This is a genomic window from Arthrobacter oryzae (assembly GCF_037911235.1).
In the GTDB taxonomy this organism is placed as follows: domain Bacteria; phylum Actinomycetota; class Actinomycetes; order Actinomycetales; family Micrococcaceae; genus Arthrobacter; species Arthrobacter oryzae_E.
This window is the reverse complement of sequence record NZ_JBBLYW010000006.1, coordinates 35,307-61,775: the sequence shown is the minus strand read 5'-3', so window position 1 is coordinate 61,775 and position 26,469 is coordinate 35,307. Positions and strand designations below refer to the sequence as shown.

Annotated in this window: 29 protein-coding genes; 19 read left to right on the top strand and 10 right to left on the bottom strand. The window is 63.0% G+C overall.

The features are described from left to right. Nucleotides 1-27: 27 nt before the first annotated feature. On the bottom strand, nucleotides 28-951 hold the full coding sequence (locus tag WMN78_RS02395; RefSeq protein ID WP_340531805.1) for a LysR family transcriptional regulator: 924 nt from the start codon (nucleotides 949-951) through the stop codon (nucleotides 28-30). A gap of 193 nt (nucleotides 952-1,144) precedes the next feature. Here WMN78_RS02395 and WMN78_RS02390 point away from each other — a divergent pair, with 193 nt between their 5' ends. After that, complete coding sequence (locus WMN78_RS02390; RefSeq protein ID WP_340531804.1) at nucleotides 1,145-1,579, top strand: CBU_0592 family membrane protein; 435 nt, start codon at nucleotides 1,145-1,147, stop codon at nucleotides 1,577-1,579. A gap of 94 nt (nucleotides 1,580-1,673) precedes the next feature. Here WMN78_RS02390 and WMN78_RS02385 read toward each other — a convergent pair whose 3' ends face one another. Next, complete coding sequence (locus tag WMN78_RS02385) at nucleotides 1,674-2,672, bottom strand: LacI family DNA-binding transcriptional regulator (protein WP_340531826.1); 999 nt, start codon at nucleotides 2,670-2,672, stop codon at nucleotides 1,674-1,676. A gap of 361 nt (nucleotides 2,673-3,033) precedes the next feature. On the opposite strand from WMN78_RS02385, the gene WMN78_RS02380 reads away from it, so the two are divergent. The 12 genes from WMN78_RS02380 (at nucleotide 3,034) to WMN78_RS02325 (ending at nucleotide 13,802) form a co-directional block, all read left to right on the top strand. Continuing rightward, nucleotides 3,034-3,738 carry a nucleoside/nucleotide kinase family protein gene (locus WMN78_RS02380; protein ID WP_340531803.1) on the top strand — a complete coding sequence of 235 codons (705 nt, stop codon included), beginning with the start codon at nucleotides 3,034-3,036 and terminating at the stop codon, nucleotides 3,736-3,738. Nucleotides 3,739-3,836: 98 nt separating this feature from the next. Beyond that, on the top strand, nucleotides 3,837-4,601 hold the full coding sequence (locus WMN78_RS02375; RefSeq protein ID WP_340531802.1) for an ATP-binding cassette domain-containing protein: 765 nt from the start codon (nucleotides 3,837-3,839) through the stop codon (nucleotides 4,599-4,601). Beyond that, on the top strand, nucleotides 4,598-5,683 hold the full coding sequence (locus WMN78_RS02370; RefSeq protein WP_340531801.1) for an ABC transporter permease: 1,086 nt from the start codon (nucleotides 4,598-4,600) through the stop codon (nucleotides 5,681-5,683). The genes WMN78_RS02375 and WMN78_RS02370 overlap by 4 nt, the downstream gene beginning before the upstream one ends. Before the next feature lie 41 nt (nucleotides 5,684-5,724). Beyond that, nucleotides 5,725-6,705 carry an ABC transporter substrate-binding protein gene (locus WMN78_RS02365; RefSeq protein ID WP_340531799.1) on the top strand — a complete coding sequence of 327 codons (981 nt, stop codon included), beginning with the start codon at nucleotides 5,725-5,727 and terminating at the stop codon, nucleotides 6,703-6,705. A gap of 83 nt (nucleotides 6,706-6,788) precedes the next feature. Continuing rightward, nucleotides 6,789-8,288 (top strand): mannitol dehydrogenase family protein, encoded by a 1,500-nt coding sequence (locus WMN78_RS02360; protein WP_340531798.1) that lies wholly within the window; start codon nucleotides 6,789-6,791, stop codon nucleotides 8,286-8,288. Beyond that, complete coding sequence (locus tag WMN78_RS02355; protein ID WP_340531797.1) at nucleotides 8,285-9,058, top strand: SDR family oxidoreductase; 774 nt, start codon at nucleotides 8,285-8,287, stop codon at nucleotides 9,056-9,058. Before WMN78_RS02360 ends, WMN78_RS02355 begins: the two co-directional genes overlap by 4 nt. A gap of 55 nt (nucleotides 9,059-9,113) precedes the next feature. Then, the gene (locus WMN78_RS02350; RefSeq protein WP_340531796.1) at nucleotides 9,114-9,704 is read left to right on the top strand and encodes an ATP-binding protein; all 591 of its coding nucleotides are present in this window, start codon (nucleotides 9,114-9,116) and stop codon (nucleotides 9,702-9,704) included. A gap of 168 nt (nucleotides 9,705-9,872) precedes the next feature. Continuing rightward, nucleotides 9,873-10,772 (top strand): hypothetical protein, encoded by a 900-nt coding sequence (locus WMN78_RS02345; protein WP_340531795.1) that lies wholly within the window; start codon nucleotides 9,873-9,875, stop codon nucleotides 10,770-10,772. A 146-nt stretch (nucleotides 10,773-10,918) separates the two neighbouring features. After that, a complete protein-coding gene (locus WMN78_RS02340; RefSeq protein ID WP_340531794.1) occupies nucleotides 10,919-11,680 on the top strand; it encodes a GOLPH3/VPS74 family protein in 762 nt (253 codons plus the stop codon). Between the two features lie 175 nt (nucleotides 11,681-11,855). Then, nucleotides 11,856-12,623: an enoyl-CoA hydratase/isomerase family protein gene (locus tag WMN78_RS02335; protein ID WP_340531793.1), complete on the top strand. Its 768-nt coding sequence runs from the start codon at nucleotides 11,856-11,858 to the stop codon at nucleotides 12,621-12,623. Nucleotides 12,624-12,652: 29 nt separating this feature from the next. After that, entirely contained in the window at nucleotides 12,653-13,387 is a 735-nt protein-coding gene (gene fabG / locus WMN78_RS02330) for a 3-oxoacyl-ACP reductase FabG (RefSeq protein WP_340531792.1), read from the top strand. Continuing rightward, a complete protein-coding gene (locus WMN78_RS02325; RefSeq protein WP_340531791.1) occupies nucleotides 13,380-13,802 on the top strand; it encodes a thioesterase family protein in 423 nt (140 codons plus the stop codon). The genes fabG and WMN78_RS02325 overlap by 8 nt, the downstream gene beginning before the upstream one ends. Here WMN78_RS02325 and WMN78_RS02320 read toward each other — a convergent pair. From WMN78_RS02320 to WMN78_RS02310, 3 genes are read right to left on the bottom strand one after another with little or no spacing between them, the layout of a single operon-like run. Next, nucleotides 13,788-14,561 (bottom strand): SDR family oxidoreductase, encoded by a 774-nt coding sequence (locus WMN78_RS02320; protein ID WP_340531790.1) that lies wholly within the window; start codon nucleotides 14,559-14,561, stop codon nucleotides 13,788-13,790. The two genes, WMN78_RS02325 and WMN78_RS02320, sit on opposite strands and share 15 nt — an antisense overlap. 18 nt (nucleotides 14,562-14,579) lie before the next feature. After that, on the bottom strand, nucleotides 14,580-15,383 hold the full coding sequence (locus tag WMN78_RS02315) for a CoA-transferase subunit beta (protein ID WP_340531789.1): 804 nt from the start codon (nucleotides 15,381-15,383) through the stop codon (nucleotides 14,580-14,582). Further along, entirely contained in the window at nucleotides 15,380-16,300 is a 921-nt protein-coding gene (locus WMN78_RS02310; RefSeq protein ID WP_340531788.1) for a CoA transferase subunit A, read from the bottom strand. The genes WMN78_RS02315 and WMN78_RS02310 overlap by 4 nt, the downstream gene beginning before the upstream one ends. 121 nt (nucleotides 16,301-16,421) lie before the next feature. Here WMN78_RS02310 and WMN78_RS02305 point away from each other — a divergent pair, with 121 nt between their 5' ends. Further along, nucleotides 16,422-17,336: a LysR family transcriptional regulator gene (locus WMN78_RS02305; RefSeq protein ID WP_340531787.1), complete on the top strand. Its 915-nt coding sequence runs from the start codon at nucleotides 16,422-16,424 to the stop codon at nucleotides 17,334-17,336. A 142-nt stretch (nucleotides 17,337-17,478) separates the two neighbouring features. Then, nucleotides 17,479-18,876 (top strand): MFS transporter, encoded by a 1,398-nt coding sequence (locus WMN78_RS02300; protein ID WP_340531786.1) that lies wholly within the window; start codon nucleotides 17,479-17,481, stop codon nucleotides 18,874-18,876. A gap of 190 nt (nucleotides 18,877-19,066) precedes the next feature. Here the strand turns inward: WMN78_RS02300 and WMN78_RS02295 are convergent, their stop codons facing one another. The 3 genes from WMN78_RS02295 to WMN78_RS02285 form a co-directional block, all read right to left on the bottom strand. Next, nucleotides 19,067-20,158, bottom strand: a complete 1,092-nt coding sequence (locus WMN78_RS02295) for a type I restriction endonuclease (protein WP_340531785.1) — start codon at nucleotides 20,156-20,158, stop codon at nucleotides 19,067-19,069. Between the two features lie 147 nt (nucleotides 20,159-20,305). Beyond that, a complete protein-coding gene (locus tag WMN78_RS02290) occupies nucleotides 20,306-21,043 on the bottom strand; it encodes a VOC family protein (protein ID WP_340531784.1) in 738 nt (245 codons plus the stop codon). 69 nt (nucleotides 21,044-21,112) lie between these two features. Then, nucleotides 21,113-21,652, bottom strand: coding sequence for a TspO/MBR family protein (locus WMN78_RS02285; RefSeq protein ID WP_340531783.1), 540 nt, complete (start codon nucleotides 21,650-21,652; stop codon nucleotides 21,113-21,115). A 321-nt stretch (nucleotides 21,653-21,973) separates the two neighbouring features. On the opposite strand from WMN78_RS02285, the gene WMN78_RS02280 reads away from it, so the two are divergent. The 4 genes from WMN78_RS02280 to WMN78_RS02265 all read left to right on the top strand — a co-directional run bounded on the left by WMN78_RS02280 (nucleotide 21,974) and on the right by WMN78_RS02265 (nucleotide 24,920). Then, on the top strand, nucleotides 21,974-23,002 hold the full coding sequence (locus WMN78_RS02280; RefSeq protein WP_340531782.1) for a TerC family protein: 1,029 nt from the start codon (nucleotides 21,974-21,976) through the stop codon (nucleotides 23,000-23,002). Beyond that, on the top strand, nucleotides 22,999-23,325 hold the full coding sequence (locus WMN78_RS02275) for a winged helix-turn-helix domain-containing protein (RefSeq protein ID WP_340531781.1): 327 nt from the start codon (nucleotides 22,999-23,001) through the stop codon (nucleotides 23,323-23,325). The genes WMN78_RS02280 and WMN78_RS02275 overlap by 4 nt, the downstream gene beginning before the upstream one ends. A 149-nt stretch (nucleotides 23,326-23,474) precedes the next feature. Then, nucleotides 23,475-23,765 carry a phosphotransferase gene (locus WMN78_RS02270; protein WP_340531780.1) on the top strand — a complete coding sequence of 97 codons (291 nt, stop codon included), beginning with the start codon at nucleotides 23,475-23,477 and terminating at the stop codon, nucleotides 23,763-23,765. Nucleotides 23,766-24,185: 420 nt separating this feature from the next. Then, nucleotides 24,186-24,920: a GAF domain-containing protein gene (locus tag WMN78_RS02265; protein WP_340531779.1), complete on the top strand. Its 735-nt coding sequence runs from the start codon at nucleotides 24,186-24,188 to the stop codon at nucleotides 24,918-24,920. Here the strand turns inward: WMN78_RS02265 and WMN78_RS02260 are convergent. Together WMN78_RS02260 and WMN78_RS02255 are read right to left on the bottom strand one after the other, a co-directional pair. Continuing rightward, a complete protein-coding gene (locus tag WMN78_RS02260) occupies nucleotides 24,917-25,402 on the bottom strand; it encodes a hypothetical protein (RefSeq protein WP_340531778.1) in 486 nt (161 codons plus the stop codon). The two genes, WMN78_RS02265 and WMN78_RS02260, sit on opposite strands and share 4 nt — an antisense overlap. A gap of 109 nt (nucleotides 25,403-25,511) precedes the next feature. After that, complete coding sequence (locus WMN78_RS02255) at nucleotides 25,512-26,378, bottom strand: phosphatase PAP2 family protein (protein ID WP_340531777.1); 867 nt, start codon at nucleotides 26,376-26,378, stop codon at nucleotides 25,512-25,514. Nucleotides 26,379-26,469 lie beyond the last annotated feature (91 nt).

Below are 26,469 nucleotides of genomic sequence, written 5' to 3'. Positions count from 1 at the left end.
CGTCGTCCGCTCACAGAACGCATCCGGTCAGGATATCGACCGAGTGTCGAACGCTGCGGCCGATTCCCGCAGCAGGCGTGCGACGGTGTCCGCGGGCATACTGGTGGACCGCCGTCGGTCGAACCGTCGCAGGACAATGCGTCGCGTTCCGAGCCCGGGGACGTCCAGGATGTCGACGCCGTCCTGGACCACGCCGCTCAATGCCAGGGTGGGTACGATCGCAACACCCTCGCCCGCAGCCACGAGTGCCAGGGCGGTCAGCGTTTCCTGGTACTGGTGGACAGTCTCCATCCGGGCACCCGTTGACTGGCGAAGCCGACCGAGCACCGCCGCGTTGGCGGCCGACGGCTCGACGCCGAGCCACGGAAACGGCAGCCCGGCAAGGTCAAGATTTTCGGTGGTGAGCAGGGCGCCCGAGGGAACTACCAGCTTCCATGGTTCGTCGAGGAGGGGCTCTTCGATCATTCCGGCGGAAAGGGAACGTTGCTCGGCCGTCGTCGAGTCCAGCTCGACCACGACGGCGTCCAGCTGGCGCTGGCGCAGCAGCCGCATCAAGGCAGGGAAGTCGTCCTCAACGATCCTGATCTCCAATTGGGGGTACTCGGCGCGCCACTCGGGCAGACGGGGGATCACCACCGTCCGAACAAAGCTGGTGAATCCGCCCACGCGCACGACTCCTGCGACCGTGGCACCGCCTTCGATCCGGGCGCGGGCAACGCTGAGTGCGCGTTCTATCTCCTCGCCGGCTTCGGCAACTGCCAGGCCGGCGGGTGTTAAAACTGAGCCCTTGGGCGTGCGCACCACCAAGGCGTGCCCCGTTTCGTCCTCCAATTTGGTGAGCTGCTGGGAGACGGCCGAGGGCGTAAGCCCCAGCTCATCAGCCGCGGCCAGCACCCCGCCCGTACGAGCAACCGCAAGAAGCACACGCAACCGGCGCGGATCGATCTCCATGTTAAGTAGTTCTAAACCATGTCTTCAGTGGAATGCAATTGCTCTAAAGGTGGACCGTCCTCATAATTGCTGTTGAAACGACAGGCCTGCGGGAGACATCCAAGCCGGACGTCCAAGCCAGAACACACACATAGCCCGCCATCTACACCCCGCCCAGCGGACGGCAGCCGGGCACCACCTCTGAAAGGACATCATGGAACTGCTGTGGGAAATCGCAGGTTGGTCGGGGGCAGTTCTGATCCTGTCGGCATACCTGTCTGTCTCCATGGGTTGGTTGAAGGCCGGCAAGCGATTCCAGGTGGCCAACCTCATCGGTGCCTGCGCCTTCATCGTCAATGGTGCGGTTCACGAGGCGTGGCCCTCCGTGGTCACGAACATTGCCTGGTGCCTTATTTCCGCCATCGCAATTCTTCGCATGCGCGCCACGCCCGAGTCGCCGGTTGCCGCCGTAGAGGCCCCGCAGGTTCAGTTCCCCGGGGTCCCCGACACCACCGGCCAAATCGCCGTTGTTGAGGCAATTACGTCTGCCGTTCACGGAGACGTCGCCGGGCGCGCGGCTGAGTGCCAGGCCAGCCTGCGGGTTGGCCAGCAGCAGCCCACTTCGACGTCGTCGACGCTTGTCACTTAACTCGGTCGGCTTTGCGGGCCTAAGACGCTGCGCTTGGGCGCGTAGCATCTCGCTTGCCATCAGATAAACAGCGAGCGTGCCGACGCGGTTCGGCTCAGGACGCGGACAGTGCTCCGACCGACTGGCAGGATTGGCGTTCGATCAGTTTGACGGGAATGACATTTTTCCGTCGGAACCTCTTGGTTGGCGCTGCAATACGGGCAAGTATGCGTTCTGCGGCAACACGTCCGACCTGGCGGGGGTTCTGATCGATGACTGACACCGAAGGCTGGAGGACATCCGCCATGGGGAAGTCGCCGAAACTGATCAACGCAATGTCGGTTCGGTTCAAGGCCTGAAGGGCTGGGAAAACGCCGGTTGAGAACCGCGCGTTGGAGGAGAAGATGGCGGTGGGCGCATCGGGCAACGCCAATAGGGTCTTGCAGATCTGGGCGGCAGCGTCCGCGTCGCGCGATCCGAGCGCAATCAGTTCTTCGTCCTTTTTCAAGCCTGCGTCGTCAAGGGCGGCTCGATAGCCCTCCAAGCGCAGCCTCGTGGTCGGGACGTCTGTTGAGTCTCCGACAATGGCGATGCGGCGGTGTCCGTGAGCGATGAGGTGCTGTGTCGCTTCAAATGCTCCGCCAAAGTCGTCTTCGACGAAGTAGTCCGCATTGAGTTTGGTAGGTATGCGGTCGATGAACACGATGGGGAAGCTGTCCTGCCAGCGCAAGAGATACGACTGATCGGCAGCGATCGGAGCGATAATCAGGCCGTCGATCTGGCGGCGGACCGTCGTTTCAATGATGCTTTGTTCCAAGGACGGGTTGTCCCCGAGGCTGGTGACGACTATTGCCATATCGTGTTCACGTGCCGCCAGCTCGATCCCCTTCGTGACGGCAGCGAAGAAGGGATCGGCAACGTCAGGTACTGCGATGCCGATGACAGCTGACTTGCCCTCCCGGAAGGTGCGCGCAAGCATGTTCGGCACGTATTTGAGCTCGCGCATGGCCGCCTGAACGCGCTCCCGTGTGTCTTCCGTGACGTGCGGGTCGTCATTAAAAACTCTGGATACCGTCTTGGCGCTCACCCCGGCGCGCGTGGCCACATCCTGCATGGTAGTCACGGTTCGGCTCCTTCATTGTTCGCTGGGCACACCATACAGCCCTGAGGCTGTCCGAGGGCGAGGAGACCTCCAACGCCGACAATGTCATCGGTGACAACCAGCTGTCCACCTCATCCTGCCCCATGTTCCAACTAACTTCAAGCAACTATGTCATCGATGACATGAGTTTTCGGCTTTTCCTTGACATCGATGACATGAAGCCTCTACGTTTCTGTAAGGCAGGTCACAGCGAGTCCTCGATGCCTTAGGTTCGAGGCCCTCGGTCAAGATCTACCTGTTTGTTTAAGGCAGCGCTTCAAGGGTGTAGCAGCAGAGCTTCTTCACCGTGGCATGACCGACGGAGGAGATAGTGATGAACACCGCTGAAGATCGGACCTCGGCTCCCGTCCGAGGAGCTGAACGGCTGACGTGCTCGCTAGATGAGCTGGTGGAGCGGGCCGGCGCCCTTGCTGTTGCTGGAAGCCGGCACATTTTGGGAATTACTGGTGCGCCTGGTGCCGGAAAGTCCACCGTGGCGCGGGCTATCGCCGATGCCTTGAATGGCCAAGCCACCCAGGTCGGAATGGACGCTTTCCACCTGGCCAACGAGATCCTCGCAGCCCACGGCTCGCGGGACCGCAAGGGCGCTCCGGACACGTTTGACCCGTGGGGCTATGCCACCCTGCTGCGCCGGCTCAAGACTAACGGGGAAGCGGTTGTCTATGCCCCGACGTTCGATCGCAGCCTGGAGGAATCCATTGGCAGCGCGGTAGCTGTGGGCCGCGACGTACCGCTGGTCATCACCGAGGGAAATTATCTCCTGCTGGACGCCGCCGGTTGGCAGGAATGCAGGGAGCAGATCGACGAGGTCTGGTTCCTGGACATCAGCGACGGCGAGCGGCAGCGCCGGCTGCTGAGGCGGCACGAAGCTTTCGGCAAGTTGCCGGAGGAGGCAGAGGCATGGGCGCTGGGCAGCGACCAACGCAATGCCGATGTTGTTGCCTCCACCCGGGAACGGGCCGATCTGATCATCGACCTGAGATGTGCCCACAGCCCTGAGACCTTCCCCCAGGCCTGAACCAAGAGGAAGACAGAAGTGACAACACAACGAAGTGTCTCCGGCTGTTCGGCCGGAGCCTCTGCAATCGTCCCGTACCAGCTGACAGGTGTGACACCATGACAACAATCCCGGTTCTGGAAGCCCGCGGCCTGACCCGCAGCTTCGGCAACGTACGCGCCTTGGACGGCGTCGACTTCGACGTCCACGCAGGCGAAGTGGTTGCGCTCATCGGCGATAACGGCGCCGGAAAGTCGACCCTCGTAAAGGCGCTCTCGGGAAACCTTGCCTTGGATTCCGGCAAGATCCTCTTTGCTGGCGGTGAGGTCGAACTCGGTTCCCCCAGCCAGGCCAGCAGCCTGGGCATCGAAACTGTGTATCAGGACCTGGCCCTGGCGCCGCATCTGAACGCCGCCCAAAACATGTTCCTCGGCCGCGAAATCCCCAAGCCCGGCTTTCAAGGACGACTCGGATTCATGGACAACAAGGCGATGCGTGCCAAGTCACGTGAAGCCTTCGACGAACTCGGCGCCACGGTTCGAAGCCTCTCCGACCCCGTGGGCAGCATGTCGGGCGGCCAGAAGCAGGCGATCGCCATTGCGCGGGCTGTTGCATGGGCCAAGGGAGTCATCTTCCTAGACGAACCGACAGCCGCTCTCGGCGTGGTTCAGACCAGAAACGTGCTCGAGACGATCCGCCGGGTCCGTGACAAAGGCGTGGGCGTCGTGTTCATCAGCCATTCGATGCCGCACGTCATCGACGTAGCCGACCGAGTCCAGGTCCTCCGGTTGGGACGCCGGGTGGCCACCTACGAAGCAAAGAAAACATCTGTGGAAGAACTAGTCGGCGCAATGACCGGCGCACTTGATGGAGCACACTCATGACCACCACCGAAGCCGTACCGCGCACAGCCGGGACCGCAACCGAAATTTCACGCGTACACTCGCTCCGGCACGTACTCCAGGTTCAGTCGTTCCAGATCCTGCTCGTGCTGCTGGTCATATTCCTGGTCTTCTCAGCCCTGGCGCCGGAAGTATTTCCGACGTGGGGTAATGTCCGCCAGATCATCCAGAATGTCTCCATCCTTGGCGTCTTGGGCATCGGAATGACCTTCGTTATTGTCACCTCGGGCATCGATCTTTCCATTGGATCCAACCTTGTTTTCTCCGGAGTGGTTGCGGCGAAGGTCATGCAGGCCGTGGGTGGTTCGGGGTGGGGCACGGCCATTGTGGGTATCTTGGTCGCAGTCGGATGCGGTCTCGGCTGGGGACTCCTCAACGGAGTTCTCATCGCGAAGGCCAAGGTGCCGCCGCTGATCGTCACCCTCGGAACACTTGGGGGCGCCTTGGGACTGGCGCAGGTCATCACGGGCGGCGTGGACATCCGGGAAGTCCCGGCGGTACTCCAGGACACCATCGGCTACGGCAACGTCCCCGGAACCACCTTGCCGACGATATCCCTGATCGCCATGGTCCTGATCTTGATTTTCGGGACCGTGCTCCACCGGACCAGGTTCGGCCTCTACACCTTCGCCGTCGGCTCCAATGAGGAGTCCGCCCGACGCGTCGGCGTGAAAGTGGACCGCCAGCTGATCTCCATCTACGCGCTCTCCGGCGGACTCGCCGGCGTGGCAGGCATCCTGTCGCTGTCCCAGTACGGCACCACTGCCATCGCGGGTCAGTCGGCGACGAACCTCAACGTCATCGCCGCCGTCGTGATCGGCGGAACCTCACTCTTCGGCGGCGTCGGCACCATCTTCGGAACCGTCGTCGGGCTCTTCATCCCCGCAGTGCTGCAGAACGGCTTCGTCATCGTCGGAATCCAGCCGTTTTGGCAGCAGGTGGCAGTCGGTGCCGTCCTCGTCGTCGCCGTCTATGTCGATCAGCGCCGCCGGGCTGCAGCAGCCCGAGGGCATTCCGCCAAGTCTGATGGCAAGAAGAAGCTCTTTGGCCGACGATCCAGCTGATTTCCTCCCGCATCAACCCTTCAAGCAACAGGAGCTAGACAATGAAGTTAACCCCTAAAGTAACGCTGCTCGCCGCAGGCGTCCTGGCCGCAACGTCCCTCACGGCCTGTGCAGGCGGAAGCGCTTCGGGCGGGAGTGCAGCCGGGACGCAGCCCAAGCTCACGTTCATCCAAGGTGTCGCCGGCGACGAGTTCTACGTCAGCATGCAATGCGGCATCGACGCTGCTGCCAAGGCGTCCGGGGCAACGGTCAACACGCAGGGCCCGGCCAAGTTCGACCCGACTCTCCAAAAGCCCATCGTCGACTCCGTCGTAGCATCCCAGCCGGACGCCATCCTCATCGCGCCGACCGATGTGGCCGCAATGCAGGCGCCGTTGAAGGCGGCTGCGGCAGCCGGCATCAAGGTGGTCCTTGTTGACACCACGGTGCAGGACCCCTCTTTCGCCGCGTCGGCGATCGCGTCGGACAACAAAGGCGGCGGCCTGGAGGCCTTCAAGGCAATCAAGAATCTCAGCCCCAGCGGAGGCAAAGTCCTGGTAATTTCCACCGACCCTGGCGTCTCGACTGCCGACGCGCGTGTCGCAGGCTTCGAAGAGGGAGCCAAAGCCGACCCGTCGTTCGAGTACCTGGGTGTGCAGTACAGCCACAACGACCCGGCCGAAGCGGCCAAACTCGTGTCCGCAGCCTTGGCCAAGGACCCGGACATTGTCGGCGTGTTCGCAGCCAACACCTTCGCAGCTGAAGGAACAGCAACAGGCATCCGCCAGGCCGGCAAACAGAACCAGGTCAAGATCGTCGGCTTCGATGCCGGACCTGCGCAGGTCAAGCAGCTCAAGGACGGCGTCGTCCAGGCACTGATCGCCCAGGAACCTGCGTCCATCGGCACACAGGGCGTGGATCAGGCCTTGAAGGCCATCAAGGGCGAGTCCACCCAGAAGGAGATCCAGACCGGGTTCAAGCAGATCACCGCGGACAACATCAGCGGTGACGGCGCCAAGTACGTCTACAAGTCCTCCTGCTAACGGGTTTCCGGTGCTGTTGCCCGCCCCGCTCACCAGCGGGCAACAGCACCGTCCCACCACTCACGACCGAAGAGAAGAATGACATGAATCCCCTGAATGAAGCGGCCCTTCCAGAATTGGAGGACCGGCTACCCATTCCCTCGTATCATCGGCGCGCCGTCCGGACAGGCATCGTTCACTTCGGTGTAGGCGGGTTTCACCGGTCGCACCAGGCCATGTTCATTGACCGACTGCTGAACCTCGGGGGATCTCAGGACTGGGGGATCTGCGGGATCGGCGTTCTGCCCTCGGACAGCCATATGCACGGTGTCCTTAAAAATCAGGACGGCTTGTACACCTTGGTGCTGAAGGGCCCCGGAGGCACCGAGGATGCCAGAGTTATCGGATCCATCACCGAATATCTCTATGCGCCCAACGACCCCGCAGCGGTCATCCGCAAACTCGCGGATCCTGCTACCCGCATTGTCTCCCTGTCCATCACCGAGGGCGGCTACAGCATCAACGACACCACGGGGGAATTTGATCCCCGGACGCCGGACATCCTCCATGACCTGGACCCGAACACCGTTCCAAGCTCAGCATTCGGTCTGATCACCGCAGCCTTGGCGCAGCGGCGTGAGCACGGCGCTGCGCCATTCACTGTCATGTCCTGCGACAACATTCAGGGAAACGGCAACGTCGCCCGCAAAGCGCTCGTGTCCTTCGCCGGGCTCAAGGACCCAAAGTTGGCAGACTGGATCAGCGAAACCGTAGCTTTTCCCAACTCCATGGTGGACCGCATCACTCCTGTCACCACCGACATCGACCGGGCAGCTGTGACCGAAGCCTACGGATTCTCCGATGCCTGGCCGGTTATTGCCGAACCCTTTGAACAATGGGTCCTTGAGGACAAGTTCCCTGCCGGCCGTCCGCCCCTGGAAGACGTCGGTGTGCAGCTGGTGGACGACGTGGAGCCTTATGAGCTCATGAAGCTCCGGCTCCTGAACGCGAGCCACCAAGTCATGAGCTACCTCGGCTACCTCGCCGGTCACCGGTATGTCAATGAGGTCTGTACGGATCCTCTGTTCGCCGATTTCATCGTCGGCTTCATGGCGAGTGAGGCGACACCCACGTTGCGGCCTGTGCCCGGCATCGATTTGGACACCTACCGGGACGAACTCATCCACCGGTTCTCCAACCCTGCCGTCAGGGACACCCTTGCCCGCCAAATGGTCGACGGCTCTGAACGGATCCCCAAATTCGTACTTCCCGTCGTCCGTGAACAGCTCGAACGCGGAGGCCCCATTGACCGGGCGGTGCTGGTGATCGCGGCCTGGGCGCGCTTTCTGGAAGGCATTGACGAACAAGGCGTAAGGATCGACATCACCGACCGACGCCTTGACGAACTCCGCGCCGCTGTCCGTGCGGATCACGCAGAACCTGGGTCCTTCCTCAATCTGACCGCCGTCTTCGGTGACCTGGGGCGGAACGCCCGCTTCGCCGCCGCATACCGGCAGGCCCGGGAAGCCCTGCAACGGTCTGGGGCGCGTGCCGCTGTCCAGGACCTGACCGAACCTTCGATATCCACAAGGAGAACCTCATGACTGACTCACCCGCGACCAGAACAGCCGTCGACGCCCGCGCAGGAGCCGGCTTCAGCGGCCGCGCCATCCTTGTAACGGGAGCTAGCGGCGGCATCGGGGCTGCCACCGTCAGGCAGCTTACCGCCGCTGGTGCAAAAGTGATCGCCAGTGCCCGCACTCTCGAATCGTTGGCAGCGCTCTGTGACGAAACAGGGGCGCAGCCCTTGGCCTTCGACCTGAACTCCGAAGAAAGCATCAGGGACGCCGTCGAGGGCCTTGCCCTGTGGGGCGTCGTGAACTGCGGGGGCTTCGGCGGCGAAATCGCGACGCCGCAGGAAACCGACATCGACGTCTTCGACAAGGTCATCAGCATCAACGCCCGCGGCGCACTCCTGGTCATCAAATATGCGGTGCCCTCCATGATCCGCCAGGGCAACGGCGGCGCGATCGTCAACGTCTCCAGCCAAGCCAGCATGGTCGCGCTGCACGGCCACATCTCCTACGGATCGTCCAAAGCCGCCCTGGACAACATCACCCGGGTGTCCGCTCTGGAACTTGGCAAGCACAACATCCGCGTCAACAGCGTCAACCCGACCGTGGTCATGACCGACATGTCGAACTTCTACTGGGGACGACCGGAAATCGGCGGACCGTTCCTTGAGCAAATGCCCCTCGGACGATGGGCCACGGTCGATGAGGTCGCCGGCCCTATCGTCTTCCTGCTCAGTGACGCCGCCTCCATGATCACCGGCGCTTCCCTCCCCATCGACGGCGGTTACACCAGCCGCTGACCGCCGTTTCCGGCGCAGCAGCGCCGCGAATTGACCTCACCTGAAATGGATGACCATGAACATGACCGAAGAACGCGCATCCGAGGCGATCATCGTCTGCGGCGTGCCGGCGAGTGGTAAGACCACCTTTGCCCAGGATCTGGCCCGCCAGCTCCACTGGACCATCCTTGACCTGGACACCGTCACGAACCCGTTGTTTGAACACATGGGCGGCGAGTTCTTGGTCGACGTCCCCACAGCACAACCCGCAACACGTGCGAGCGTAAACGATATCCGCTACACCTGCCTCTTCGACACAACCCGGGAGAATCTCGCACTGGGCAACAGCGTGGTTGTTGTTGCCCCGTTCACTTCCGAACGGACGTTCCCGGCCGCATGGGCACGGCTTGTTGAGCGCTTGGCGATTCCTGACTCGCGGGTGCACCTCGCCTGGATGGACACCCCGCCGGGCGAGGTGGTGAGGCGCATGCAGCTCCGCGGAGCCGCACGAGACCTCGACAAGATCAAGGAACCGGAGCGTTTCCTCTCGCCCGAAGTCACGCAGCCTCCCGGCGTCGCGCACATCCGCATTGACGGCCTGCTGACGCCGCACGAACAGATCGAGGTTTTCCTGGCGGACTTCGCAGGGCGGGAGGCCGTGCGCTGAGCTGCCGCTAGCAGTTTCCACTCCAACCTTCCGCCGAGGGCCACATCTTCCAGGACAGCACCCCGTACGGGGCGCGATTCGTCGTGCCCTCACCGCGGCGGTTTCCGATGCCTCCGGCCGCCTGATTCCAGACCCACCAGACCAAAACCACCCCATTAGGAGAACCCAGTGAATACACTCACCACACTCGAACGCCGCGGCATGGCAGCGATCTCGACCCCCGGCGGCAAGATGCTCATCGTGGCCGCCGACCAGCGCAACGGAATGAAGGCCGTGATGAACGACGCGCCCGACGGTCCGAACTCCATCACCGCCCAGCAGCTCTCCGACGCAAAGGCGGACCTTGTCCGCTACCTGGGAAACGCCGCGCCGGCGATCCTGCTCGATCCTGAAGTTGCCCTGCCCCGCGTGGCGGATGAGGGCATCCTCTCACGCGACACCGCATTGGTTGTCGGCCTGGATGCTTCCGGTTTCGCGACGGTGGACGGCCTGCGCTACACAAAGTTCGTCCCGGGGATGTCGCCGCACAGGGTGCGCGAACTCGGCGGTGACGTCGCCAAGATGCTCTGGTACATGCGCCCCGACCTTCAGGATGCCGGCTCGCGCGTGGCGGACGAAATCCGTGAACTCGTCAAGGCCTGCACCGACGAGGGTCTCCTCCTCATCGTCGAGATTCTGGTCTACCGCCTCGAAGGCGAAAGCGAGGAGGCCTATGCCAAGGCGTTCCCCGGCCTCGTTGCCGACTCTGCCCGGCTCTCCGTCGAGTGCGGCGCGAAGGTGCTCAAGCTGCAGTACCCGGGATCTGCCGAGGCCAGCGCTGCGGTCACCGAGGCGTCCGCCGGCGTGCCGTGGGCCGTCCTGTCCGCAGGAGTTGACCACGAGACGTTCATCAAGCAGGTCGAGACTGCGGTGGCCAACGGCGCGGGCGGAGCGATGGCGGGCCGCTCGCTGTGGAAGGACAGCATGGCTGTTTCGGCCGAAACCCGCGAGCACCTGCTGACGACACGTGCCCTCCCGCGCCTGCAGGAGCTCGAAGCCGTCGTGGACGGCACGCTCGTGGCTTCCTAAGGTGCAGCGGACGACGGCGGAAGGTCCCGCCGTCGTCCGCTCACCATGACCGCACCCTTTGAAAGCCTGGTCAGCAGCGGGGCCATGGTCGTCGACGCTTGCAAATCCTCATTGTGGTGGCTGCCGAACTGGGCCACCATGATCGTATGGATGCTGAATCAGCCCAAGCGGTGGAACCGAGCCTTCCTCAGGCTTTCCTGCTTTTGGCCACAAACGACAAGAACGGCAAGCCCGAAGTGCCCTTGTTCGCACTCAGGACCACGGTGGCAGGGGCAATACTGGCCGAGCTGGACCTGCTCGGTGCGGTCGAGCTGGAGGGGAAGCATGTCAGGGCCACCGGCACTGCCCCCGCTACGGACTTCCAGGACGAGCTGGAACTCATCCGCGGCAAATCCCGGGCCCGCACTCCCAAGTGGTGGGTCTCCGTGCTCGACAGCCGCGCCGAAGTGCAGCGTGTGTACGAGGGGATGGCGTCCCTGGGCACCGTGGAGCATGTCGGTGAAAAGCACCTAGGCAGGTTCCGGGCCGTGCGGTACCCGGAGAAGGACCACGCTCCGAAGGCGGCGCTACTGAAAAAGATCGAGGCGGCACTGAGCGGTGCTCCGGCGGATCTCGAGGTGCCTGATTCCGCGGCCACCGATGCGCCCGCGACCAATGCGCCTGCGACCGCTGCGGGGGCGCCGGACGCCAGAACTGCTGATGCCGCGAAGCCCGGCGCCAAGGCCCCCGACGTCAGGACCACAGTGCTGATCGCCCTGCTTCAGGCGGCCGGACTGCTCGGCAAGCTCTTCCCGGCTGCAGATCTGGCCCGGGCCAGTGAGCTGTCCAGGGACTATTGGCCGACCCGAGCCGTGGAGGACGAACTTCGCCTGATCAGGCTGGCGGAGGAAGAAGCCGCAACCTTGTGAGGCTGCCTCGCCTTCCTGCTCTCCAGCGACGGCCTGTCCGGTGACGATGCGCAACGGTTTTCCAATTCATGCAAATTCCCACTCAATCGAATTGCGAATGGATATTGGAGATTTCTAATCCCCGCTGGGAAGGTTGTGAAGAGCAGACGCGTCCAACTCGAGAGGAACAGGCCAGTTGTTCATCACCTCCGCCATGGATAACGGCGTCCTGACGATATTCCTCAATGACCCGGACCGTCGCAACGCCATGGGCGATGACATGCGTGGGGAGCTCATCGCGGCCCTCCAGCGTGCCGACACTGACGGCTCAGTGCGAACACTGGTGCTACGCGGGGCCGGCGGCAACTTCTGCTCCGGAGGTGACCTGACCGCCATGCCGCCGGTGGACCTGGACGCAGCTGGGGAGCGCTTGGCCCAGGTGGCCATCATGGTGCGGCAACTGAGCGGCTTCACCCGGCCAACAATGGCCGTCGTTGAGGGTGCTGCTGCAGGTTTGGGGGCCAGCATCGCATTGGCATGCGACTACATCTATATGGCGGACGACGCGCGGCTTATGTTCCCTTTTTCGAAGCTGGCGCTCCTGCCCGACGGCGGAATATTGCACAGCCTCGCAGCACGGGTCGGCGTCGTGAAAGCCAGGCAGATTTTGCTTGAGGGGCGGACTCTCGGAGCGGAGGAAAGCCTTCGCCTCGGATTGGTGGACTACTGCTGGCCAGCAGAGCATCTCGCAGCGGAAGCCGCGGCCAAGGCCGGCAAGCTTGCTACCCTGGCGCCCCGCTCTGTCGCGGGCATCAAAAAGGCTTTCGCTGATGGCCTGCCCACTTGGGAGGATGCGCTCGCCGCCGAAGGCAGCGACCAGCCAGCCTGCTACTTTTCCGACGACTTCGTCGAGGGCCAACGGGCTTTCGCCCGGCGTGGCGTCCCCGTTTTCACGGGATCATGAACAGTTTCAACCGAGTTGAGGAGCGCACTTTGCTATTGCAGGACAAGACCAGCGTGGTCACCGGGGGAGCGCGGGGCATCGGTCTCGCGACAGCCCGTGCCCTCGCGGCACAGGGCAGCAACATCGTTCTCGCCGACCTTGATCCCGGCGCGCTGGAACGGGCAGCTGAGACCTTCGGGGAAGGGGTCGTGACCATCGTCTGTGACGTGACCTCTGCCGAGGACATGGAGGCTGTCGCGGACGCAGCCGTAGATGCGTTCGGGTCCTTGGACATCATGGTCAACAACGCCGGCTTTACACGCGATGCCACGATGCGAAAGATGACCGAAACAGAATTCGACGACGTCGTCTCAGTACATATGAAGGGCGCCTGGCTGGGTACGCGGGCGGCCGCGGACGTCATGCGCAAGCTGGGGACGGCCGGCTCGATCATCAACGTCTCTTCCATCTCGGGCAAGGTTGGTATGCCGGGACAGACCAACTACAGCGCCGCGAAGGCCGGAATCGTCGGCCTTACCAAGGCTGCCGCCAAAGAACTCGGGTTCGCCGGTATCCGGGTCAATGCGATTCAGCCGGGCATCATCCGGACCGAGATGGTCGAATCGCTGCGCCCGGACGTGCTCGAAAAGAAGCTCGCAGAGATTCCGCTGTCCCGGTTCGGCGAGCCCGAGGAAGTTGCCAGTGTGGTGTTGTTCCTCGCCAGCGGGATGTCCAGCTATATGACCGGAACAGTCCTGGAAATCACGGGCGGCCGGCATGCCTGAGCGCTTCGAAATGGTCATGCCGCTCCGCTGGTCCGACCAGGACATCAACGGGCACATCAACAACGCCCGCATCGTGACGCTGATGGAGGAGGCCCGCGTGCAGTGGCTCAACCGGACTGCGGCCGCTGATGGGCTGGACTCGTTCCGCTGCCCCAAGGTGGTGGCTTCCCTGAACGTTGAGTACAAGGCGCCCGTCAGCTACGAAGATGAGCTCGAGTTGGTGCTCGACATCTCCAGGGTTGGCAACGGATCCTTCACCGTCCGCCATACGGGGATCCAGCTGGGCGCCACCGCCTTTGTGGGGACCACGGTAGTAGTCCCGCTGGACAATGAATCGAACCGCCCCCGGAAACTCACTGCCGCTGAAGCCGCCTACCTCGCCCGGTACGCCGAGAAGGCGTCAGTGGCCGGTTAGGCGCCTGCCGCCGTCGACCACGAGTTCAGTCCCGGTGATGTAGCCGCCGAAGTCGCTGAGGAGAAACGCGCAGGCATCGGCAATCTCCTCTTTCCGTGCGAGCCTTCCCAGCGGAATGTTCGCCAGGTGCGCATCCGTCTCCGCTTCGGTTCCGTATAGGACCCCGGCGCCGCCGGTCCCGGTCGTCAGCCCGGGGGTAAGCACGTTGAGACGGATGCCATGGGACGCCCAGGCCGCGGCGAGCGACTTCGTCATGGCCAGCACTCCGGCCTTCGCGCTCGCTGAATGGACCGTCGCTGGGTTCCCGAGCAGAGCCGCGGAGGTGCCGATATTCACCACCGACAACGGCATTGATGAGCCGATGGCCCGTCGGCCCACGGCCTGGGTGAGGTTCCAGGTGCCTTTGAGGACAATATCGACGACGGCGTTCCAGCCGTTGGGAGTAAGGTCCAAGGGGTTCACGCGGAAGTTCCCTGCGGCGTTGTTCACGAGCAGGCCGACGGGACCGTAGTCCCCTTCGACAGCGGCCAAGGCGTGCTGCACGGCTGCTTCGTCGCGGACGTCCGCCCGGTAGCCCCTGACATCCAGTCCCTTGTCCCTGAGGGCGGTGGTGGCGGCCTCAAGTTTCCGTTCATCGCGTCCAATGATTGCTGTCCGGGCGCCCAGGGATCCCAGGCGTTCGGCAATCGCGAGTCCGATGCCGGAAGTACCGCCGGTGACCAGCGCGGTGCGGCCGCTGAACGTGGTGGGGCTAAACATGCGTCTCACTGTCCTTCCTCACCGGAGGTACACACGGCCCGGGTCGATGTCGTCCCGCAACAGCCTGAGTTCCTCTTGGGTGGGCGGCGGCGTTACTGTGACCCCGCCCAGCACCTTGATTGGCCAGCCGGTCTGCTGCCGGACCTGGTCCACGGTCACGCCTTCGTGGATGCTGGCAAGGCATAGTTCACCGTCCGCGTCGGCGGTGAAGACACCTAGTTCGCTGATGACGGTGGTGACGCCGGCTCCCCTCGTCGGCACTTTGGGATCCGCCCGGCGGGCAGCTACGGGCGAAGGGCTGGTGCAGAAATCCAGTTCCGCCACGAAGGAGGTTTTGTTGTGCCGGCGCATCACAACGAAGACCTCCTGGGAGTTCGCCATCACCTCCGCGGCGCCACCGGATCCCGGAAGGCGGACTGTGGGCGAATCCCACGGGCCGATGACGCTGGTGTTCAGGCTGCCGAACCTGTCGATTTGTGCCGCGCCGAGGAATCCCACGTCGATCCAGCCGCCCTGCAGCACATATCCGAACAGGACGGGCATTGTCAGGATGGTTTCCGCGCCGGTGGCCAACGAGGCGTCGGCGATGGTCTCCGGAAGTTTCGGCGGATGTGCGCCGCAGACACCCGATTCGTAGATCTGCTCAATCTCCGGAGACGTGGACTTCTGTGCAAGCGCTACAGCCAAAGTGGGCAGTCCGATTCCTGCGAATACGCGCCGTTTGCCCTGCAGATAACGGCAGCTGACCACTGCCAGGAGCTCGCTCACCGTGTGGGCCGGTGCGGGTGCTGGCGCGGCGGCCAGTTCAGTGATGCTGCTCATAGGACGCTTCCGTAATTGACTGGAGTGGACAGGCGAGGGGCCGGTGTCAGCCGGTCGAAGAACCCTTCGCCAAGTTTGTTGAAGTAGCCGTCGTGGCCGCCCGTATCGTGGATCCATTCCTGGATCCAGCCTTGGAGGCGGGCAGGGTCTTTGCTGATGGCTGACCAGGAGCGGTAGAAGTCGTTGTCGCGGTCGTAGTGACCCTGGGCGAACGATGGGTGCGCCCCGTATTTGCACTCCACGACGGCGTCCACGACGAAACCCGGGATCAGGGTCCTGTTGGGATCGGAGCGGATGACGTCGTCGTCGACGATCTCCTCAACCAGCACGATGGTGCGCTGGGCCGCGAAGGCGACCTCCTGCTGGGGCCCCAGAATTCCCCAGCTTTGGATGTTGCCGTGCCGGTCCGCCCGCTGGGCGTGGATCACCGCGACATCGGGGTTCAGGGCGGGCACCACGTACGTCTCCATATCCTCTTCATAGGGTGACGCCACCTTCTTCAGCAGGGGATTTATGCCAACGAGGTCGCTGCCGGCATAGGACCTGATTGGTATGAACGGGATTCCGGCCGCACCCGCCTGGTACCGTGCCAGGAGGCCGTAGTGGCTGTATTCCTCTAGCTCGAGTCCGCCGGTACCGCCAGCCTCGACTGCGCGGCGAATGGCATAAAGTGAACCGACCGAACTGTTGCCGGTGAACGCAAAGACCAGCTTGTCCACACAGCCGGCGGCGACCATCTGGTCGGCGATGATGTCCGGAGTCATCCGGACCAGTGTCAGGCCCTTAAGGCGCTGCCGGATCATTTCGTGGCCCGCGGCGAAGGGGATGAGGTGTGTGAATCCTTCCAAGGCCACCACATCGCCGTCGGACACAAACGTTGTGATTGCGTCTTTGAGGGAGAACAATTTTTCGGCCAAGGGAAATGCCTTCCGGATATTTCGGCGGGTTCCCTCATGCTCGCAGTACGGATATATAACGGTCCAATACATAAATTACACTTCTGTAATAAGTAATAGTTATCGATCTGGAGAGGGCGCAGTGGAACTGAGGCATTTGACCGGCTTTATCGCTACGGCGGAGGAACTGCATTTCGGGCGCGCGGCCGCCCGGCTGCACATTGCCCAGCCTGCGTTGAGCCAGCAGATCCGGCTCCTGGAGAAAGAGTTGGGGGTCGAGCTGTTCCACCGGAACACGCGATCGGTGACCCTGAGCGAGGGTGGAAAAGCGCTGCTCGGCCCTGCGAGGCAGGTCATGGCCGACGTCGACATCGCCCGCAGGTCGGCGATATTGGGGAGTTCAGAGGTTGTCGGCAGGGTGGTGGTTGGCTTCGCCGGGGCCAGCAGCAGGAATGTGCTGCCCTTGTTGGCGCGGGCGGTCCGCGCAGAGCAGCCCGGCATAGAACTGATACTCCAGGGGCAGACCTATGCCGGTGCGGCCATCGCCGAGGTAGCGGCCGGCGGGCTGGACATAGGCTTTTCACGCCTTCCGGTCACCAACCAGAGTGTCGCGACCCGCGTTTATGAGTACGAGCGGTTGGTTGCTGCGCTGCCTTCCGATCACCAGCTGGCCAGCAAGGACACGATTCGTGTGGCTGACCTGGCCACTGAGCCGTTTGTGACCTTCCCGGGCACCCAGGGCTCCACGGTGCGGGACGCCCTGATCCAAGCGGCCATGAAAGCCGGCTTCACTCCGCGGATCATGCAGGAGGCGCCGGATTCCTACACCATCCTCGGTTTGGTCGCCGCTGGCGTGGGAGTCACCCTTACGGTTTCATCGGTGCAGCACATCGATACGCCGGGGCTTGTGTACCGGGAACTGGAGGATGACGTTCCCCGGCTTGCCGTGGTCCTCGCGTGGAGGAAGGACAACATTTCCGCTGCCACGAGTGCAGTCCTGGAGATCGCCGAGCGACTGCTGCCAACACCGGCCGGGCCGGCTACATCAGCGGCCTAACGATCCGGGCGACTAATAGCATTTTCAACTAACTGTAGGTCCGATTAGTTATTGGACGCTATGAGTTTTGGCTGTCAGGGTAGGGGAGGAAATTCACCGTGTGCCGAGTCACAGGGTGCCTCGGACAGACAATGGAGTTGTTGTGAGCGAATTGCAAAAGACGGAAGTGGGCGGCGCCCAATACCGCCAGAAGATGGCCCGGAAAGCGGGCATCGCCTCATTTGCTGGCACCACCGTGGAATGGTATGACTTCTACGCCTATGGGACGGCCTCGGCTCTTGTCTTCGGCAAAATCTTCTTCCCGGCAGAGGACCAGGCTGTCGGAACGCTCGCTGCCTTCGCCACATTCTGGGTCGGTTTCCTTGCGAGGCCGCTCGGCGGAATCATCTTCGGTCATATCGGCGACAAACTCGGCCGCAAAAAGGCGCTGGTCACCACACTGCTCATGATGGGCGTCTGCACCACCGCCGTCGGGCTCCTGCCCACCTACGCCCAGGTGGGTGGCTGGGCCGCGGTGATCCTGGTGCTACTCCGGCTCGTCCAGGGCATTGCCATGGGTGGCGAATGGGGTGGCGCGGTGGTGCTTGCCGCCGAGCACGCACCCAAGGGCAAGGGCATCATCTACGGCGCTTTCGCCCAGCAGGGCTCGCCCATGGGCAACCTGCTGTCGACTTTGGTCTGGCTGGCCGTCGCTCAGCTTCCCGACGAGGATTTCATGACCTGGGGCTGGCGCATTCCTTTCCTCCTCTCTGCCGTGCTGGTAGGCATCGGGCTGTTCATCCGGTTGAGCATCGAAGAATCCCCGGCCATGCGGGCGCTGATGGAGACCAAAACCGTTGCCAAGGCGCCCCTGCGTGAAGTGCTCCGCAACTCCAAGGGCATCGTGGCGCTTGGAATCGGTGCGTGCGTCATCGCCGTCTCCGCAACCTACTTCAAGGGCACGTTCGCCCTGGCATGGGCCGTGGAAGAAGGACTGTTTACCCGTCAGAACTTCCTGTCCATTGTGACGATTTCCCTCGTGGTGCAGTTCCTGGTGCAGCCCTTCGGCGCAGTGCTCGCCTCCAAGCTCACGCTGCGAAAAGCAGTGTTGCTGATGCTGCTTCCCGAACTTCTGGTACTTCCGATGATGTTCATGATGATCGGGACCGGGGACTACATGTTGGCCGTCGTCGGCATGGCATTGGCCACCATTCCGCACTCCATGTACTACGCCGCGTTGGCCGGCATCCTGGCCAAGTCCTTCCCGCCCAACATCCGCTACACCGGTATCTCCCTCAGCTACCAGCTCAGCTCAACGCTGTTTGCCGGGACCGCGCCGATGATGGGGCAATTCCTGTTCAATGCCACCGGCTCCATCATGGCCGTCATTGTCCTGGCCGTGGTTCACGTGGTAATCACCGTCGTTTCCGTGCTCGGCCTGCTTTCACGCTCGCGCAGCCTGGGATCTGACTACGGAAGCGCGGATAGCTTCAGCACTCACGACGAAACTGCGCCCACTGCTGAGACGGAACAGCGCCGAAGCTCCGCTCTTCAGCGCTAACGGCCTCCAGTTCACGGAGCGGCGCCAAACGCAAGCGGACGACGGCGGGATCCCGGCAGTATCTAGCGGTCGTTGCAACCCCCATAACTCGGGGTGTAGCAACGACCGCTAGAACGCAAGGAAGGACGACGGCCTTCCCTTTTGAGCTTCCAATTCTGGAGTCGTAGTCCAGATCAGGTGAGGTGTGCGCTTAGAGGTAGCTCTTGACGCTCGCCCGAAGTGCTTCGGTGTGCTCGTAGATTTCTTCCAGCGAGCCGATCGGTACCCGGGTCTCTTCCTTGTTGTCGTCGAAAATTCCGATGTACTTCTGGGTGCGGTTGAAGTGCAGGCGCGCGATGGGCTTGCGGTTGTTGTCGTCGAGCAGCACCGCGAAATAGGACTTGGCATCCCGCTGCACTACACGCGCTGGCTTCACTTCGCTGCAGACGATGGCCCTGACGATTTGGTAGCCCTCGATTTCTTCCAACGTTGTTTCCAGACCGTCCGCCTCGGCCAGATCGGCTTCGGCCACGGGTGCACTGGTGACGCTGGCAGCCACCGCCGCGTCGTCATTTTGCGGAAAGCCCGGAGCGCCAAGGGCTTTCTTCAGGCGCTCATTCACCTGGTCGTTCAGGAACTGCTTGGACGCTTTGGCTACCAGAGCCGTGAACTGCTCACGCACTTTCTGGGTATAAGGGCCCGGGTAAACGCGGCCGGTGAGGAACTTGACCCATTCGTCTTCCGGTTCCTTGAACTGTGCCGCGAGTGTTCTCTTTAGTTCGCCGATGTATTTCAATTCACCAGCGGCGCTGATGATCGAATCAAGATCAAAGATGTCTTTGGATAGTTTCTGCAGTTCCGGAATGAGCGACTCATCGATGTCATTCAAATCGAGGACGAGGAACGGCTTCTCGTCCATGCGGTTCGGGGCATCGAGGTCCGTAAAGAACTGGTAGACCTCACCGTTGGTCAGGATGGCGATCCTGGCATTCGTGACGGCAAAATAACGGAAAAGCTGAGATGCATGCTCGATCTTCACTGGCTCCGTGGACTTTTTGCACTCAATCAGGATCTGTACTACGCCGTCCTTGACGATGGCATAGTCGATCTTCTCGCCCTTTTTCAGACCTACGTCGGCGATGAACTCCGGCACGACTTCCATGGGATTGAAGACGTCGTAACCAAGAATTGTGGAAATGAAGGGCATGACAAAGGCATTCTTTGTAGCCTCCTCAGTTTGGATCACCCCTCGCTGCTGACGTACCTTTGCTGCCAGAGCCGAAAGTTTTTCTGCAAACTCCATTTGTCCCCCTTGAAAAATGTTGGTGCTGCCAACCGTAGCGCAGCGAGGTCAGATCTATCCGAACCGCCGGCATGCTATTTGGCAATAGGCTCAGTGGAACATTTCCGACAAATGGGTGGCTAGAGGGGGCGGGCGGATCCACCAGCGTCAGCGCGGGGCGAGGACGCAGAACTCGTTGCCTTCTAGGTCGGCGAGGCATACCCATGGCACATCGCCTTGCCCGACGTCGGCGTCAGTGGCGCCCAGGGCCCGCAGCCGGGCCACCTCTGCCGCTTGATCGTCGCCGGGGTAAGGCATCAGGTCGAGGTGGACACGGTTCCACACGGTATCCTCGCCGGGCGTACGGAGTAGCTCCAGATACGGCCCCACACCCGAGGGCGAACGCAGCCTCGCATGGTCGTCGGTCACCTCGTGGAGGGTCCAGTCCATCGCCCCGCTCCAGAACCGTGCCATGGCCCGCGGATCCGCGCAGTTGACCACCACCGTGGCGATCGGCCCGGTGTCCCGGTAGATCTCCCGAGGCTCCAGCACACAGAACACATTGCCCTCCGGGTCAGCCAGGACCGTCCACGGCACATCACCCTGGCCCACATCTGCGGGCGTTGCACCGAGCTCCTTGAGTCGCGCGACCAGCTCCGCCTGATGCGCCGCAGAAGTGGTAGCGAGATCGAGGTGCGCGCGGTACTTCACCGTCTCGGGATCCGGGACGGTGACCACATCGACGCACACGGCGGCGGGGTCCGGCCAGGCGAAGCCCACAGGTTCAACATTGGTCACTCCGGGTCCTTCACTGGATAAGCCCCAGCCGAGCGCCTCCGCCCAAAACCGGCCCAGCGCCGAGTCATCCCCGGCCTTGAAATTCACCTGAACAAGTCGCAACGCCATACCGTCAGACCCTACCCGAGCTGATACCCGATACAGGAGGCCCGCTAGTTGTTCAGCCCGCTAGGCCCGCTAGTTGTTCAGGGCCGCGTACAGGTTCAGGCTGGCCGAGAACACCAGCCACGAAACGTAGGGCAGCATCAGCACCCCCGCCGTCGTACTGATCGGTCCGAAGTGCAGTACGGCGAAGGTCGCAATCACGGAGTGGACCGCGATCACCAGCAGCGCCAGCCAGAGTGCGGCGGTACCCATCATCGGGTACATGCCGAAGAACACCAGCGGCCACGACAGGTTCAGCAGCAGCAGGCCGCCATAGGCTTTGAGCGCTTCCCGGCGCGGGGAATGCTGCTGACGCCACACCAGCCACGCCGCTACCGCCATGGCTGCGTACAGCACCAGCCACACAGAGCCGAACATCCACCCCGGCGGGGTCCACGGCGCCTTCTCCGCAGCCGCGTACCAGGCGCCGTTCATCCTGATCGGCAGCGAGCCCAGCGCCGAAACAGTCCAGGACGCCGCCAGAAAACCGAGGAGGGCCGCAATCTGCCGCCGCCGCGGCCGTGTGCCGGGGGCGGGAGTGCCCGGGGAGCTATGTTCAACGTTCAAGAGCACCGACTTACTGTGAACAACCGCGGGCCTTCCCGTCAAACCACGAAGGCGGGACCGCCCGCCGTCGTCCGCCCGCCGTCGTCCACCCGCCGTCGTCCGCTCGCTGTCGTCCGCTCACCGTCGCGCTCCGCACCTTCCCGCACCGGAAAAACCCACCCATTGTCCCAACAGGTGAAGTGTGTTTCACTATTTCTCACGGAGGGGAGTATCCCCTGAATGTTCCGTCGTCAGTCCGGCCGTCCCTGAACGGCCCGGCGGGACAGGTCCCCCGAGGACCGGGAAAGACCTCCAGTTGGTTGAACTGACTGGAAGCGGGTTTCACTGATGAATGTTCCCCTATGGGCCTGGTTGGCCGTTCTTGGCGTCATTATCCTCATGCTGGCCGTGGACCTTTTCGCGCATCGCCGGGCGCATGTGATCGAGGTCCGGGAGGCGGCCCTGTGGTCAGCCGTCTGGGTGGCCTTCGGAGTTGGTTTCGGCGCCCTGGTGTGGCGGATCTACGGGGCGGAATTCGGCCAGCAGTACTTCGCCGGATACCTGATCGAGAAGTCCCTCGCCGTGGATAACGTGTTCATCTGGGCCATCATCTTCACGTACTTCGCGGTGCCCCGGGAGTACCAGCACCGCGTATTGTTCTTCGGTGTGCTCGGCGCCCTGGTGTTCCGGGGCATCTTCATCGCCGCCGGCTCCGCGATCATCGCCAGCGCCGGGTGGGTGCTGTACCTGTTCGCAGCCTTCCTGCTTTACACCGGCTATCAGATGATCCGCCACCGCAATGAGCACCTTGACCCGGAGAAGTCGAAGGCCCTGGCGCTCTTCCGCCGGCGGGTGCCCATGACGGACAACTTCCACGGCCAGCGGTTCCTGATCCGCAAGAACGGCGCCCTCCTTGCCACCCCGCTGCTTGCCGTCCTGGTCCTGGTGGAGGTCACGGACGTCATCTTCGCGGTGGACTCCATTCCGGCGATCTTCGCCGTCACCGACGAAGTCTTCCTGGTCTTCACCGCCAACGCCTTCGCCATTCTGGGGCTCCGTGCCATGTACTTCCTGCTGGCCGACCTGATCCACCGGTTCATCTACCTCAAGATCGGACTCGCCCTGGTCCTGAGCTGGGTGGGCATCAAGATGCTCCTCAAGATCGACGTCTACTACATTCCCACCCCCGTATCCCTAGCCGTCATCGCCACGATCCTCGGCGTATCCGTGGCGGCAAGCCTCTGGGCCACCCGCGGGCAGGGACGCCACGCACTCCCGGCACCGCAGAACCCGCCCTTCGGAACCGCCTCGGAAGAGGAGATTGACGCCCTGGAACCGTTGTGGCGGCGTCCCGGCAAGAAGCCGATCCGGACATGAACCTGGACGAAGGGCCCCTGCCTGGCCCGCCCGCCTCCGGGCGGGCCGGCTGGACCTTCCTCACCAACCACGGGCATGTGCTGCTGTCCGTGGCGGCCGACCCGGACATCCGCGTGGCGGATATTGCCGACAGGGTGGGCATCACGCCACGGGCGGCGCTCCAGATCCTCAAGGACCTCGAAGACGGAGGTTACGTGCACCGCACCCGGGTGGGACGCCGCACCCGCTACAACATTGAGCCGCACCGGCATTTCCGGCACCCCACCGAAGCAGCCCGGGAAATCGACGGGCTGATCCGCCTGTTTGCAGGGCCGGCACCGTAAGAACGCTGCCAGTCCTCCAAGGCGAGCGGACGACGGCGGGAAGTCCCGCCGTCGTCCGCTGCCCGTATCCCTGCGGTCCGGGCAGTTCTGGCCAGCAAGCGTGTCAGTCATAGACTTCATCGCAGAACCAATGGAAGGCGGATCTCTGAATGGCAGGAATGCCACCGGCCACGGTGGAAGTGTGTGACGCCGCGGTCCAGCGCCTCGTCCGGGACCAGCGGCCCGACCTTGGTGACCGTCCTTTGACGCGGGTTGCCAATGGCTGGGACAACGCGAACTTCCGGCTCGGCGACGACCTGGCCGTCCGGCTGCCGCGGAGGACGGAGGCCGTTCCGCTGATACTGCATGAACGGCGCTACCTTCCGGACATCGCCCGCCGCTCCCCGGTCGCCGTACCTGACCCCGTCCATGCCGGCCGGCCGACGATCCTGGGAAGCTGACTTTTGCCCGTAACCCTGAAGCGGCGTTAATTGTCGGTGCCTGCTGGGATGCTGTGGGTATGGAGGGCAGGGCAGTTGCGGAGACGGTGGAGGCCATGGAGGCTTCCTTTGCTGCGTTGGCTGCATGTGCCATCCGCGGGGCCGGGAACGGTGCCTCGACTGGTGCTGACCCCCTTCGGGATGAAGCGGACGCGTGCCTCGACGAGACCGCGCCGCCATTACCGGTGGATCCCCTGCCTGACTGGGCGCTCTTCATCGCGGCGTAGGACAGACTCTCCACGGCAGCCGCGAACCCTACCCGGGAGAGGCGGACTGGGCGCTGCACGCAAGACCGGTGGACGCGCGGATTACGCGGCGCGGTCTTATGCTTTACATACAGGTTTTGCAGTGAGCCGGAGCGTCTTGATTCGAGCGTGGAAAATGGCCGAAGCCACCCCGTTGCACATTGGACCGGAAGAACCTGCTGACTTCCACTCTGCAATCCTGGACACCCCCGACGTGCAGCAGTTCCTTAGCGAGGCCGCGAAGGCACTTATGGACGACGCCGGTGGTGTAGCACGTGATTTCCATTGGGCCATCGCACTTCTAGTCCGGGGTGAAGTCCGGAACTTGGCATCGGGTTCCACCAAGGCGAGGGAGATCGACGGGCTGCAAAGCCTGTTCGCGGACGGTCCTGCCCGGGCCGCGATGGCGGGTTCGGAATTCGTCCACATACCCGACACAGCCCTCGACGGCCGGTGGCCCGGGTACTCCGCTGCCGTTGCCGGCCAAGGCGTGGGATCGGTGCTGTGCGTGCCCATGATTGTGGAGTGGGACGTCAGGGCGGCGCTGACGCTTTACAGTTCATCCGCCCACGCCTTCACCAGCGAAGATGTAATCCGCGCCGTTGAAGCTGCGCGACGTATCACCAAGATATGCCAGTTACTCCTGAGGCTGGGGTTGAAAGTCGGGGCCGTCATCACGCAGATCCCACTTTCCGTGATTGAACTGGACGTGTTGTCCTTGATTCGCGAATACGGTCTGACAGAGGAAACTGCAATACAGTACCTCCAGGCAGTGGTGCATCATGCGGCCATCAGCTCCATGACAGTTCCTGCCGCCGGCATAGCAAAGGGACCGTCCCCGTCGGGGCCGGTCCCTATGCCACTCCTCTAGGCCGGCGCTTCGGCGGACTCGGCCGGATTCAGGTCATCCGTGCGTGGATTGCCCGGCGCCGTATTGGTTGCCGCCGTGTTAGCCGATTGACGTCGGCGCCATAGCAACACCCCGCAAAACGCCGCAGCCGCCGCCACTCCTGCCACCCACCACCGGGCAAGTGATTGCGCCCCCGGCTTGGCGGCCTGGGCGGGCTCGCTGCTGAAAGCCACAGCCTTAGGCGTGATCCTCGTGATCCCCTCGTGTACTCGGGGGACGACGGCTTCCACTCCGCCTGCCAGTTCGTCGGCAATGGCGCGAAGGCTGGCTTGGATCCGGGGGGACGCGGCCTCGATGCCGCTGTCCATCCCGGTAAGCGCCCGGTGCAAAGCGGCCTCAATTCCGGGGGTGGCCCACTCCCTCCCCTTGGCCAGTTGCGTGACCAGGCTTTCCTGAAGGTGGCGGGCTTGGGCAATGCGGGCGGTTTTTTCTGACGTGTGCATTGGAACCTCCGGGGTCGTACGGTGTGGTCGAGCTCTGGTCTTGGTAGCTTGCGGGAACAGCCTTGATTTGTGAAGCCCACGGATTGCAGCGAACCCTATCGGCAGAGCCCTATGGCTGGGCGTCGGGTTGATATGTCCTCGCTTTCGCTGTGGTGGAGGCATGGGCCGCACGCTTCCTGCTGGTTAGGTACAGTCGGTGGGCGGTTATGACCAACGCGAGCCAGGCCAGGCCAAGTGACCATGCGGCGAGGACATCGGTGAGCCAGTGGTGGCCCAAATAGACCCGGCTCAGGCCCATCGTCAGGGCGAACGCTGCAGCCAGCGTGATGGTCAGAACCCGTCCGCGTCCGGACGTCAGGCGCAGGATGATCAGGTAGGCGACGATGCCGGCGATGACGACCGAATTCAGTGAATGCCCGCTGGGAAACGACGCCGAGTATTCGTAGGGGGGAACGGCGTCGCTGAGGAGGGGCCGCATGCGGCCAATCAGGTGCTTCCCTGCGATGGTCATCAGCAATGAGCCCGCGCCGCCGATTACGAGGAGGATGGCGGGGGTCCAGGACCGACGCCTCAGCGAAAGAAGCACGGCTGTTGTGACGGCGAGGATAGGCATGCCCACTGTGCCCCCAATGTCCGTGTACCCGGTGATGATCAGGTCCACGGCAGGCGAGCGTACGCTCTTGGCCGCGCCCAGTACGGGATGGTCCAGCCCCGCGACACCGTCTGCGTTCACGACCGATTCATATACTTCGGAAAATACCGCGGTGAGGGCGGCAGCGATCACGGCCCCGACGCACATGATCAATATCAGCGCCGTATGGTGCCCGAAAACCTTGCTGACACGCCTGACGGCCGATGCCAGGAATTTTCCGATCGGGCTGGTCCAGCGCGTCAGGTCCAGGTCGCCGAGGAACCGGTCCTGATGGAGCTCGCCCCGCACCCCCGCGGCGGGAGGTTCCTGGTATTGAGTGAGCATCAGTAGGTTCCAATCTCGCGGATGGACGGACGGATGGACGGAGATTGCAGGCCAAAGCTGAGAGAAGAGCGCCAGGGCTACGTCTGCGGCC